This window comes from Pseudomonas sp. N2-3-1-14 (genome assembly GCF_041228395.1).
In the GTDB taxonomy this organism is placed as follows: Bacteria; Pseudomonadota; Gammaproteobacteria; order Pseudomonadales; family Pseudomonadaceae; genus Aquipseudomonas.
The window spans coordinates 2,108,934-2,120,733 of the sequence record NZ_CP166199.1; the positions used below are offsets into that span (position 1 = coordinate 2,108,934).

The window sequence follows — 11,800 nt, forward strand, 5'->3', positions numbered from 1 at the left end:
CGCGCAGCGGTAGTTCAGTCGGTTAGAATACCGGCCTGTCACGCCGGGGGTCGCGGGTTCGAGTCCCGTCCGCTGCGCCATATTTGCTTCCACTAAGGCCCACTGAGCGCCTGGAAGCCACGGAAATAGCGGCCTTGAGCCGCTTTTTTCGTTTTCTGAATTCCACTGAATTCCACTGGAATCCATCCCCAGCCACGGTTTTTAAGTACACATTTAAGTACACCGCTGGCACAGCCTTTTAAGATTCCTTGCGCATCAATTTTCGTATTGGTCCGTCTACCGCTGAGTTGTATTCCCCTCCTTGATGCAAAAGGAGGTGTCTGATGGCGCTGACAGATACAGCGATCAAGCAAGCCAAGCCTGCCAGCAAGCCTTATACGTTAACCGATGGGGATGGCTTATCTATGCAAGTGCCACCGACAGGTTCGAAGCGCTGGCATTTCCGTTCTATTGGGATGACAAGCAATGGCGTATTTCCCTCGGCATCTATCCAGGCGTCAGTCTCAAGGAGGCTCGCCAGCGGAGGGAGGCGGCACGTGCGCTGGTGGCCAACAATATCGATCCCCGCTCCATCGTCGCGCCGAGCGGCAGAAAGCCTCTCACGCCGCCAACAATACGTTTGAAGCGGTTGCCTATCGCTGGCATGAGTTCCGAAGTAAAAAGTTGACGAAAAGTAAGGCTTCTTTATGTGTCTTCTTTGGCCAAGGGTCGACAGCTGACCTGCTATTGGATGCGGACATCACGTCGCTCTTTGATGGGCGCTGATATTTCTGGGACACCGGATTGCTGACCGACGGGTGCTCGGGCTAATTTGAACCTCAAAGGGGAATGTGGGTTGTCGACAAGACCTGGCGCAACCCCATGAACGAGCGAATCTGGCGAACCCCGGGCAGGTAAAGCAATTGCTCCGCATGGAGCCGGTTGAAACTGTTGCTGTCCTTGGTGCGCAGCAACATGAAGTAGTCGAACTCCCCTGTCACCACATGGCACTCCATGCAGCCGGACACTTTTTGTGCCGCCGCCTCGAATGCAGCGAAGGATTCCGGTGTGGAGCGGTCCAGTACCACGCCGATCAAGACCACCATCCCCGCATCCAGCGCTTCATTGTCCAGCAGGGCGACGATGCCCTTGATCAGGCCGGCCTGTTTGAGCCGTTCGACGCGCCTGAGGCAGGCCGGTGCACTCAATTTCACCTTCTCTGCAAGCGCCACGTTGGAGATGGAAGCATCTCGCTGCAGGGTCTTGAGAATGGCGCGGTCGGTTCGATCCAGCGGCTGCGGCAACGGGACTGTTTTGCCCTGCTTCACTTGAATATTTGTTGCGTTCATATGGATTTATACGCAATTAAAGTATGTTTAGTGTTTCTTATGAAAAATTATGTTTCTTTATCTAATAGAAATTTGCAACACATATTTTTCGAACTCTTCTTAATATTGAACTCATCGAAGCCCCCTGAAAGAGCCTGGAACGCAGCCTCTTTTGCCTTTCGGTCTGGCGCTTTGATACTCAATAAACAAGGAGCAGAGTCATGAACCTGAATCGTTTTAAACGTTATCCGCTGACCTTCGGTCCTTCTCCCATCACGCCCTTGAAACGCCTCAGCGAACACCTGGGCGGCAAGGTCGAGTTGTATGCCAAACGCGAAGACTGCAACAGTGGCCTGGCCTTTGGCGGCAACAAGACGCGCAAGCTCGAATACCTGATTCCCGAAGCACTCGAACAGGGCTGCGACACCCTGGTGTCCATCGGCGGGATACAGTCGAACCAGACCCGTCAGGTCGCCGCCGTCGCTGCCCATCTGGGCATGAAGTGTGTGCTGGTCCAGGAAAACTGGGTGAACTACTCCGATGCGGTGTATGACCGCGTCGGCAATATCGAGATGTCGCGCATCATGGGTGCGGATGTACGGCTGGACGCCGCCGGGTTCGACATTGGCATCCGGCCCAGCTGGGAGAAGGCCATGAACGATGTGGTGGAGCGGGGCGGCAAACCCTTTCCGATCCCTGCGGGGTGTTCCGAACATCCCTACGGCGGCCTTGGGTTTGTCGGCTTTGCCGAGGAGGTACGGGAGCAGGAAAAACAACTGGGGTTCAAGTTCGACTACATCGTGGTCTGCTCCGTGACCGGCAGTACCCAGGCCGGTATGGTCGTCGGTTTCGCCGCGGACGGCCGTTCGAAGAACGTTATCGGCATTGATGCCTCGGCCAAGCCAGAGAAAACCAAGGCACAGATCCTGCGTATCGCCCGGCACACCGCAGAACTGGTGGAATTGGGCCGCGAGATCACCGAAGAGGATGTGGTGCTCGACACACGCTTCGCCTATCCGGAATACGGTTTGCCTAACGACGGTACGCTGGAAGCCATTCGCCTGTGCGGGAGCCTGGAAGGTGTGCTGACCGATCCGGTGTACGAGGGCAAATCCATGCACGGGATGATTGAAATGGTCCGCCGTGGCGAGTTCCCCGAAGGTTCGAAAGTGCTTTACGCGCACCTGGGTGGGGCGCCTGCGCTGAATGCCTATAGCTTCCTGTTCCGCAACGGCTGATTAACGCCAATCACCTGTAGGAGCGAGCTTGTTCACGAAGCGGTGGGTCAGTCGGCATCAATATTGAATGTCACGACCTCATCGTCAGATCGCCGTCCGGAGCAAGTGGCTCCTACCAAACCGCCGGGAGTACCGCCATGCATGCGATATCGCAATCTGCAGTCTGGATCAAGCAACCTTCGGCGGATGCCGGAGTGGTCATCGTTACCAGCGCCGCGTTGCCCCAATACATGATCGACAAGCTGCACGTAGCGATAGATGACTGGGACCAGGTGGCTTACCTAGTCATCAAGCAATCCGAGGCGTTGAGGGTCGACTGGTTACGGGCGGGGTCTAGCCCGGAGAACTCTGCCGGGGGCGATGCGTGTTTCGTCAGCCAACTGTTGTGCTCCGTCTCCCACGGAAGCTTTTTACTGGATGTCGAAGTTGGCATGGTGTCTGGCCTGACCTGGCTGGGATCCGTCTGCGGCCACCCGCTGCGCGTCGTCGAACTTGGAAAAATAGCCTCATCCACGGCGGCGATGGATCAACAGGTTGAAGAGGTGTTATCGGCGGCCCGCAGCCTGGCCAAAAGCCTGCTGCAGGCGCGGGGCGTGATTTAACCAATGCCCTCGTCAACCCGCCTGTTGCAACAAGAAAGGCAACGCATATGAGCCAAGCTGCCGATTGCCGTACCCACGCAATGAAGTGGGTGCGCGAGCCTTCAAGTTGCACGCGTATCGTGGTCATCGTGTGCGGACTTGATAGCGACCATATTGATTTGATCCATCAGGGTTTCAGCTGTTTTGACAATGTTGCGCTGATCCATGTCGATACGGTGAACACCGCGCCTGGCAAACGCGTCGAAGTGCGAGTGGCCAAGAGTGACTACTGCTTTGTGGTACTCGGTGAACTTGATGAGCGTTTATTGCATGACCTTTCCATTGGTCAGTCATGCATCTACCCGATAACACCCGACGAGGCGGCTGAACGTTCCGTCATTGCGGCAGTAGAACAGGTTAAAAGCCTCGCCCGAGTGAGCCATTCGCGCCACCTTGAAGTGATACCCGACACCAGCAGAAGTTGCCTACGGGCCTGTCTGATACCCTGACCCCGGCGATTCGTAGAGACCCATTACCTCAAACGCTGTCGCCGACAGCCAGAATGGTCGCCACCAACGCCAGGGCGCGAGGCACCAGCGTGTCCAGTTCCAGGTATTCACGATCAGTGTGGACCTTGCCACCCACTGGGCCCAGGCCACACAGGGTTGGAATGCCCAGGCTGGCGGTGAATCCGGAGTCGGCGCAACCGCCGGTGAACTCGCCTTCGACGCTGAAACCCAGCGCCAGCGCTTTTTGCTGGTAGATGTGCAGCAGGCGTTCGCTGTGATGTGCTTCCATCGGTAGAAAGGTTGTCGCTTCCTTGAGGACGGCGCTGGTACCGATCAGTTCTTCTTCTGCGACGATGGCCTGGATTGCGGTGAAGATCTGGTCCCAGTGCTTGAGTTCGATGAAGCGCACGTCAAGCCGGGCGCAGGCGCTAGGCGCGACGGTGTTGCTGGAGGTGCCACCGGATATCAGGCCTACGTTCGTGGTGATGCCTGCCGGGTAATCGGTCAAGGCATGGAGCTTGACGATCTTGCGCGCCAGGGCCTCGATCGCGCTGGCTCCGTCGGCATGGTTGACCCCCGAATGTGCCGCGCGGCCGCTGACTTCGATGATCAGCGTGGCACCGCCCTTGCGTGCGCTGACCACGTTACCGCTGGCCCGGCCGGGCTCGGTATTGAGCACGGCGCGGGCGGCCCGGGCGGCCTTTTCGATATGGGTTCTGGCGCTGCCGGAGCCGATTTCTTCGTCACCGGTGTACAGAACCTGCACCGGATAGGGCAACCGACCGGCGCGCTTGAGTGCCTTGAGGGCGAAGCAATTGAGCACCAGGCCACCTTTCATATCGGCGACACCGGGGCCATAGGCGAAATGGGTGTCGCGGCTGTAGCCGCGAGTCGTGGTGGTACCTTTGGGGAAAACCGTGTCGCGATGGCCCAGCAGCAACACCGGCTTTCCAGATTCGCCTGGCACTTCGGCGAGCATCACGTCGCCAAAACCATCGACCGGTATGCGCTTGAGCAGGATGCCGTCGGCTTCCAGTTCAGCCGCGAGCAGCGCGCCCACAGCGTCAACGCCCGCCTTGTCATAGCTGTTGGAGTCGGTGTCGACGATGCGCTGCAGCAGCGTTTCCATGGCTTGGCGCTGGTCAGCCAGCCAGTCCAGCGCCTGTTGCGCAGAGGCGCTCATTGCGCCCGCTCCCGTAACTGATGTTCCTGGGTCAGGCGTGCCGCGTCGTTGCCCAGGTCCCAGAACAGCCCGGCCATGATTTGCAGGCTTTCCTTGACCACCGGTGCCAGCAAGTGCTCGTTCGGCGCATGTTGCGAGCATGCAGGGTACGAGTGCGGCACCCACAATGTTGGCAGGCCGAGCACGTCCGCGAACACGTCGTTGGGCAGCGAGCCGCCGAGGTTTGGCAGCAGCGCAGGCTTTTTGCCGGTGGTCTGTGCCAGGGAGCTGAGCGCCCAACTGACCCACGGGCTTTGCGGATCCAGCCGAGTGGCATGCATCACATCGATGCGGCTTTGCTTGACCTCGACATTGCTGAAACCATGAGCATCCAGGTGGGCACGTACAGCCGGGATAAAGGTCGTGTAGTCGCTGTTTACCACGAAGCGGATATGGCAGTGGGCGTTAGCCTTGCCGGGAATCGCATGCACGGGTGCGTCCGGGTTGCCGGTCTTGAAGGCGATGACGTCGAGGGTGTTCCAGCCGAACACCTTTTCGCTCAGCGAGAGCTGCGGGTTACCCCAGTCGGCGTCGATTTCCGGATCGCCCGGTCCGCCACCGACGTCAATATCGGCCAGTGCCTGCCGAACCGGCTCCGGCAGTGTCTCGGGCATCAGGCCCGCAACTTTCACCCGACCGTGTTCATCGACCATGCTCGCGATGGCATTGGCCAGAATAATGCCGGGGTTGGCCAGCAACCCGCCCCAGTTGCCGGAGTGATGAGCGCCTTCGCGCAAATTGACCACCAGCTCGAAGTTGAATACACCGCGTGAGCCGAGAAAAATCGTCGGGCGTGATGCCGCCAGGCGCGGGCCGTCCGAGGCGATGAAAACATCCGCCGCGAGCTCTTTACTGTGTGCGGCACAGAACGCATTCAAGCCCGGCGAGCCTTCTTCTTCGCCCATTTCCAACAGCAGCTTGACATTGAAACCCAGCTTGCCGTCGCGAGCCTTGAGCGTTTGCTCCAGCGCGGTCAGGTTGATCAGGTGCTGGCCTTTGTTATCCGCTGTGCCGCGGCCGTACCAGCGATCGCCTTCGACCGTGACTTGCCACGGCGACAAGCCTTCACGCCATTGCGCTTCATAGCCGCGCACCACATCACCGTGGCCGTAGCTGAGCACGGTCGGCAGTTCTGGATGTTCAATGCGTGTGGCGATCAGGAAGGGGCCGCGTTCTGCCACCGGGTTGTTATAGACCATGACGCTGAAGCCCATCGCCTCGACATGCGGGGTGATGAAATCATTGAGGTAGCGATACAGCTCGGGCTGGCTATCCGCTGCCTGGCTTTCGGTGTGCAAGGCGACGCTACGTTCGAGCAGATTAAAAAAATCGCCGTTGTCGAATTGCTCTGTGGTGTTGCTGATGGCCAGTGAACGACTCATGAGTGGATAAGCTCCAGTGTTTGGGCAGAATTGTCGTGAAGGTGGCAACGCACGTTGCCGCCGATAAGCGGACCATTGGCCGGATAGGCCGTTGTGCAGGGGGCGAAGCAGCTCGGGCAGCGCGGATGAAAGGCGCAACCGGACGGCGGTGACATGGGGTTGGGGAAGGTGCCGTGCAGGCCGATTTCAGGAATGCCCAGGCGCGGATCGGGCGTGAGCACCGAATCCAGCAAGGCGCGGGTATAAGGGTGGCCGGGGTTGGCGAACAACGATTCGCGAGTGCGTTCTTCGACGATGCGCCCCAGATACATCACTGCGACCCGGTCTGCGAGGTGTTCGATGACCGCCAGGTTATGGCTGATCAGCAGATAGGTCAGGCCGAATTCGCGCTTGAGGTCCTGCAGCAGATTGAGGATCTGCGCCTGCACCGACACATCCAGCGCTGATGTGGGCTCGTCGCAGATCAATACATCAGGGCGCATGATCAGCGCCCGTGCAATCGCCACCCGCTGGCGTTGCCCGCCAGACAGCTGGCTCGGGTAGCTGTCGATCACCCGCTTGGGCAGGCCGACCACATCAAGCATCTCTTCGGTCTTCTTGCGTCGCTCGGCGGTGCTGCCGATGTCATGCACGATCAGCGGCAGGGTGACGATTTCGCGCAGGGTCTTGCGTGGGTTCAGCGAGGAGTACGGGTCCTGGAAAATCGGCTGGATATGCCGGGACATTTCCTTGCGATCAGTCGCCGCCAGATGTTTGCCATTGACCAGCACATCGCCGCTGGTAGGCGGCAACAGACCGAGCAGCATCTTGGCCAGGGTACTTTTGCCGCAACCGGACTCGCCTACCAGACCGAGGGTTTCGCCACGCATCAGGCGCAGGGAAACGCCGTCCACGGCCTTCAGGGTGGCGGCGGGTTTGAAAAAGCCCTTGTTGATCCGAAACTCGCGGCGGATGTCACACAGCTCTAAAGCGATGTCTTTTTTCATGAGCTTGCACGCTCCTGAAGGCGAATCGGTGCCGGGTTCGGTGCGGCGAGCAGGCAGCGCGCCATGTGTCCGTCCTGTTCGACTTCGGGGATGTTTTGCGCGCAGTCCGGTGTCGCCTGGCTGCAACGATTGCGGAACGCACAACCTTGCTGTTCGCCTACCAGACTCGGCACAAGGCCCGGAATCGAACCCAGCGCCTCACCCGGTTTAGTCCGGCCAGGGATTGGAATACTCGCCAGCAGACCGCGGGTGTAAGGATGCTGCGGGTTCTCGAACAGTTGCAGGGCAGGGGCGGTTTCGACGATTTCCCCGGCATACATCACTGCGACCCGATCGGCGATCCGTGCCACCAACCCAAGGTCGTGGGTGATAAAGATCACCGCCAGGCCGAGTTCTTTCTGAATGTCGCGAATCAAGCGCAGGATCTGCGCTTGAATAGTCACATCCAGTGCCGTGGTTGGCTCATCTGCGATGATCAGGTCCGGTTCGCACATCAACGCCATGGCGATGATTACCCGCTGGCGCAAACCGCCAGACAATTGATGCGGATACTGACGCAAGCGCTCGGTCGCATTGCTGATACCGACTTTCTCCAACATCTGCGCGGCGCGAGCCAGGGCATCCTTGCGCGACACCTTGCGATGCTGAGTCAGTACTTCGCTGAGCTGATCGCCAATGCTGTAGGCGGGGTTCAGCGAGGTCATCGGTTCCTGGAAGATCATCGCCAGACGGTTGCCGCGCAGGTCGCACATGCGCCGCTCGCTCTGGTTTAGCATGTCGATACCGTCCAGCGTCAGCCGTGACGCGGTGCGTTTGGCCTTGCGTGGCAACAGGTCCATCAGCGCCAGTGAGGTCAGGGATTTGCCGCAGCCGGATTCGCCGACGATGCACAGCATTTCACCGCGCTCGACTTCAAAATTCAGACCGCGCACGGCATGCAGCATGTCATCCGGTGTCGGGCTGTTGCCCATTGGAATGTCCACGCGCAGGTTTTCCACATGGAGTAGTGCCATGTTCGGTACCCTCTTTAGTTACGGCCGTCTATCAGTTACGGCCGTCGGGCAGGATCAGATCGCGCAGGCCGTCGCCGACCAGGTTGATGCCCAGCACCAGAATCATCAGGGCGACGCCGGGAATGGCGATGACCCACGGGGAAAAGAACATGTAGGGTTTGCCTTCAGCGATCATCAAACCCCAGGACGGCGTCGGCGGCTGCACACCAACCCCGAGGAACGACAGTGCTGACTCCAGCAGGATCGCGTGGGCCATTTCCAGCGTCGCGACGACGATCAGTGCACCGACCAGATTGGGCAGAATTTCACTGACCAGAATGCGCAGGGTCGAGCAGCCAAGCGCCTGGGCCGACGCCACATATTCAGCATCGCGAATCTGTTGCACAGAAGCCCTGACCACCACCGCGAAGCGATCCCATAACAGGCAGCCGAGCAGCACGATGACCACTTTCAGCGAGCCGCCCATCAGCGAGGCCGAGGCCAGTGCGACCATCACGACCGGCATCGCCAGCCGGGTAGTGATCAGGTAGCTGATAAACGCATCGACCTTGCCGCCGTAGTAACCCGCCAACAGCCCCATGACGGTGCCGATAAAGCCGGAAATCAGCGCCGCCGCAATCCCGATGAACAGCGAAATGCGTGCGCCGTAGAGCAGTCGTGACAGGTAATCACGGCCCAGCTTGTCGGTGCCAAGGATGTATTCCCAGGTGCCGTGGGCCATCCATACCGGCGGTTTCATGCGCAGCATCACGTCTTGCGCATAAGGGTCGTAAGGTGCCAACCACGGCGCGAACAGTGCGCCAGCGAAGATGATGAGCAACAACACCGCGCCGATGGCGAAACCACGATGACGAAAGCTCTTGCCAAGTACTCGGCTCAGGCTGCTCGGTGGTGGCAGGTAGTCATTGATCGTGAGGGTAGTGGGGGTGCTCATGTAAGCCTCCTAGCGCACGCGAATGCGCGGGTCGAGCAGTGCGTTGAGCACATCGGCCAGCAAGGTGAGGATGATGTAGATCACCGCAATCAGCAGGACCACGGCCTGCACCACCGGGAAGTCGTCACGGGCGATGGCGTCCCAGGCGAGTTGCCCGATGCCTTGCAGGGAAAACACGGTTTCGATCACCACCGAACCGCCGAGCATGAAGCCGAACTCCACCGCCGCCAGCGCGACTACCGGAATCAAGGCGTTGCGCAGTGCGTGCTTGAACAACACGCGGGCAGGGCGCAGGCCCTTGGCGCGGGCGGTGCGGATGTAATCGGAACTGAGCACATCAAGCATGCCGGCGCGGGTCAGCCGCATGATTGCCGGAGTTGCGTAGTAGCCCAGGGCAATGGCCGGCATGACGAAGTGCAGCAGGGTCGAGTTGCCGGACACCGGCAGCCACTTGAGCGTCACTGCGAACACCACGATCAACATCAGCGCAAACCAGAAACTTGGCATTGCCTGACCCAGCACCGCAATGCTCAAGGCCAGTCGGTCAACCCAGGTGTCGCGTTTGACCGCGGCCAGCACGCCCAGGGGAATTGCCACCAGCAAGGCGATGCCCAATGCCATGGCGCCCAACCCGAGGGTAATCGGCAAGCGGCTGGCGACGAGGTTGTAGACCGACTCCTGAAAGAAAAATGAATTGCCCAGGTCCAGCCGTAGCAAATCGCCCAGCCAGTTGAAGTACTGGGTCGGTAGCGGTTTGTTCAAACCGTACTGCACGCGGATCTGTTCGATCTGTTCGCTAGTGGCTTCCGGTCCGCCAATGGCAGTGGCCAGGTCGCCGGACAGATGCAAAAGAGAAAAGCTGATCACCGACACGGTAATGGCAACGCAAATAGCGATGCCCAGACGGCGCAGAAGGAATCCAAGCATGGCGAGTTTCCTCATATCTATTGGGTGACATGTGTGAGGACGTGTCTGTGGCAGGGACGAGTCCAGGCGCTACGGCACCTTTGGATCAGTCCGCCAGCTTGCGCATTACTTCCACGTGGACTCGACGAAACGCGGCAGCTCATCCGGGTACGGGGTGAACGCGAGTTCGGAGGTGTAGGCGTAGTTCATCGAGTAGTTGAACAGCGGCGCCCAATAGGCCTGTTCGCTGATGCGCTGCAACGCCTTGCGGTAGTTGTCCTTGCGCACTTGCGGGTCGAGGGCATTGTCGGCGGTCTGCAACCAGCCCTGGACTTGTGGGTCCTTGATGTTGTCGTCCGGGTTGCCCTTGAACCAGGTACCGGCCGACGCCGAGGTGTCGAGGATCGAGAACGAGCCCCAGGCCTGAAACGACATGGGTACCTTGCCACCACGTTGCTGATCGCGCAGGGCGGCGTACTTCAAGTAGCGCAGCTTGGCGTTGATGCCCACGGCGCGCAGGTTGCCGATGATGGCTTCGACGTAATCACGGTCGCGATAAGCGAAGATTTCTGTCTCGAAGCCATTTGGGTAACCGGCTTCGGCGAGCAGCGCCTTGGCCTTGGCCGGGTCATAGTTGTAGACCGTGGCTGCGGTAGTATCGCAGCCGAACTGGCCTGGATAACAGGCAACCTGCAGGGGTTTGGCTTCGCCACCCACCAATTGCGTGGCCAGCGCATTGCGGTTGATCGCATGGTTGATGGCCTGACGCACCTTGAGGTTCTTCATCGGCGAGTTTTCAGTGGAGGTACCCCGAGCATCGAGAATCAGGAAGCCGATGCGCATGGTTTCGCCGCTGGTCACGGTCAGGTTCGGCATGCCTTTGAGGTCGACTGCCTGATCCGGGGTGACACGCCAGGTCCAGTCGACACCATCGGTCATCAGCTCGGCCAGGCGGGTTTCCGCATCCGGGATCACCCGGAACTTGAGGTGGCTGATATGTGGCTGGCCTTGTGGGCTGTCCGGGAAGTAGTCCTTGTTGATCTCCATGGTCACGCCTTCGCCGGCCACCACCGACACGGCTTTATACGGCCCGGTGCCAATGGGCTTGCGACTGAATTCGGCCAGGCCGACCTTCTCGAAATACTGCTTGGGAAACATCGGAACGGCGTTGGACAGGTATTCCAGTGCGGGAGGGAAAGGCTTCTTCAAATGCAGGCGAACGCTGTAGTCACCGGTTTTTTCGGCGCTCTTGATCCAGTCTACGTTTTGCACGGTAACGACTTTCGCTTCGGGCGACACCACGTAGTTGAGGGTGAACACCACGTCGTCGGCGGTGAACGCGTCGCCGTTGTGAAATTTGACGCCTTTGCGCAGCTCAAAGTCGATGGTGGTGTCGTCGACCTGTTTCCAGCTGGTGGCCAGCATGGGTTTGTATTCGCCGCTTTTGGGATCGCGGTAGATCAGGTTGTCCCAGATCAGCCGGCCGAGAATCACACCTTCGCGTAAATCGTTGTGATAGGGACTGATGTTTTCAGGCTCGCTGTCGGAAGCGTAAACCAAGGTGTCGTTGGCTTTACCGGCATGAGCCGGAAAACTGATGATGATGCCCATCAGCGCAATACTGCAGGCGAAACCTTTGATGCCCATGCCGTCGTCTCCGTTGGCGAGTGTGGTTGAATCAAAGGGCAGCGGGTCGCAAATGCGTAAGGAGGATGAAAGCTC

The 11,800-nt window shown here is 59.2% G+C and carries 12 protein-coding genes, 1 tRNA gene and 1 pseudogene; 6 read left to right on the forward strand and 8 right to left on the reverse strand.

The window, feature by feature from the left end; all coding sequences use genetic code 11:
* Positions 1 to 3: 3 nt before the first annotated feature.
* The 3 genes and pseudogenes from AB5I78_RS09845 (at position 4) to AB5I78_RS09855 (ending at position 667) form a co-directional block, all read left to right on the forward strand.
* Positions 4 to 80: transfer RNA gene (locus AB5I78_RS09845), tRNA-Asp, on the forward strand.
* Between the two features lie 243 nt (positions 81 to 323).
* Positions 324 to 389: pseudogene (locus tag AB5I78_RS09850) on the forward strand (DUF4102 domain-containing protein); the annotation flags it as partial.
* A gap of 95 nt (positions 390 to 484) precedes the next feature.
* Positions 485 to 667 (forward strand): integrase arm-type DNA-binding domain-containing protein, encoded by a 183-nt coding sequence (locus AB5I78_RS09855; RefSeq protein ID WP_370004741.1) that lies wholly within the window; start codon positions 485 to 487, stop codon positions 665 to 667.
* A gap of 151 nt (positions 668 to 818) precedes the next feature.
* On the opposite strand, the gene AB5I78_RS09860 is transcribed toward AB5I78_RS09855, so the two are convergent.
* Positions 819 to 1,328, reverse strand: coding sequence for an Lrp/AsnC family transcriptional regulator (locus AB5I78_RS09860; RefSeq protein ID WP_369302650.1), 510 nt, complete (start codon positions 1,326 to 1,328; stop codon positions 819 to 821).
* A gap of 200 nt (positions 1,329 to 1,528) precedes the next feature.
* Between AB5I78_RS09860 and AB5I78_RS09865 the strand changes: the two genes are divergently transcribed.
* The 3 genes from AB5I78_RS09865 (at position 1,529) to AB5I78_RS09875 (ending at position 3,635) form a co-directional block, all read left to right on the forward strand.
* On the forward strand, positions 1,529 to 2,545 hold the full coding sequence (locus AB5I78_RS09865; RefSeq protein ID WP_145166150.1) for a 1-aminocyclopropane-1-carboxylate deaminase: 1,017 nt from the start codon (positions 1,529 to 1,531) through the stop codon (positions 2,543 to 2,545).
* Between the two features lie 137 nt (positions 2,546 to 2,682).
* Positions 2,683 to 3,147: a transketolase gene (locus AB5I78_RS09870; RefSeq protein WP_369302649.1), complete on the forward strand. Its 465-nt coding sequence runs from the start codon at positions 2,683 to 2,685 to the stop codon at positions 3,145 to 3,147.
* 47 nt (positions 3,148 to 3,194) lie between these two features.
* Positions 3,195 to 3,635, forward strand: a complete 441-nt coding sequence (locus AB5I78_RS09875) for a hypothetical protein (protein WP_369302648.1) — start codon at positions 3,195 to 3,197, stop codon at positions 3,633 to 3,635.
* A 28-nt stretch (positions 3,636 to 3,663) separates the two neighbouring features.
* Here AB5I78_RS09875 and AB5I78_RS09880 read toward each other — a convergent pair whose 3' ends face one another.
* The 7 genes from AB5I78_RS09880 to AB5I78_RS09910 all read right to left on the reverse strand — a co-directional run bounded on the left by AB5I78_RS09880 (position 3,664) and on the right by AB5I78_RS09910 (position 11,725).
* Entirely contained in the window at positions 3,664 to 4,818 is a 1,155-nt protein-coding gene (locus AB5I78_RS09880; RefSeq protein ID WP_369302647.1) for a M20 family metallopeptidase, read from the reverse strand.
* A complete protein-coding gene (locus tag AB5I78_RS09885) occupies positions 4,815 to 6,239 on the reverse strand; it encodes a M20 family metallopeptidase (RefSeq protein ID WP_369302646.1) in 1,425 nt (474 codons plus the stop codon). Before AB5I78_RS09885 ends, AB5I78_RS09880 begins: the two co-directional genes overlap by 4 nt.
* Positions 6,236 to 7,225, reverse strand: coding sequence for an ABC transporter ATP-binding protein (locus tag AB5I78_RS09890; RefSeq protein ID WP_145166155.1), 990 nt, complete (start codon positions 7,223 to 7,225; stop codon positions 6,236 to 6,238). Before AB5I78_RS09890 ends, AB5I78_RS09885 begins: the two co-directional genes overlap by 4 nt.
* Positions 7,222 to 8,238: an ABC transporter ATP-binding protein gene (locus AB5I78_RS09895; RefSeq protein WP_369302645.1), complete on the reverse strand. Its 1,017-nt coding sequence runs from the start codon at positions 8,236 to 8,238 to the stop codon at positions 7,222 to 7,224. Before AB5I78_RS09895 ends, AB5I78_RS09890 begins: the two co-directional genes overlap by 4 nt.
* A 31-nt stretch (positions 8,239 to 8,269) precedes the next feature.
* Positions 8,270 to 9,172 carry an ABC transporter permease gene (locus AB5I78_RS09900; protein WP_369302644.1) on the reverse strand — a complete coding sequence of 301 codons (903 nt, stop codon included), beginning with the start codon at positions 9,170 to 9,172 and terminating at the stop codon, positions 8,270 to 8,272.
* A 9-nt stretch (positions 9,173 to 9,181) separates the two neighbouring features.
* Positions 9,182 to 10,099: an ABC transporter permease gene (locus AB5I78_RS09905; RefSeq protein ID WP_024077467.1), complete on the reverse strand. Its 918-nt coding sequence runs from the start codon at positions 10,097 to 10,099 to the stop codon at positions 9,182 to 9,184.
* A gap of 105 nt (positions 10,100 to 10,204) precedes the next feature.
* Complete coding sequence (locus tag AB5I78_RS09910) at positions 10,205 to 11,725, reverse strand: ABC transporter substrate-binding protein (protein WP_145166158.1); 1,521 nt, start codon at positions 11,723 to 11,725, stop codon at positions 10,205 to 10,207.
* Positions 11,726 to 11,800: the final 75 nt, after the last annotated feature.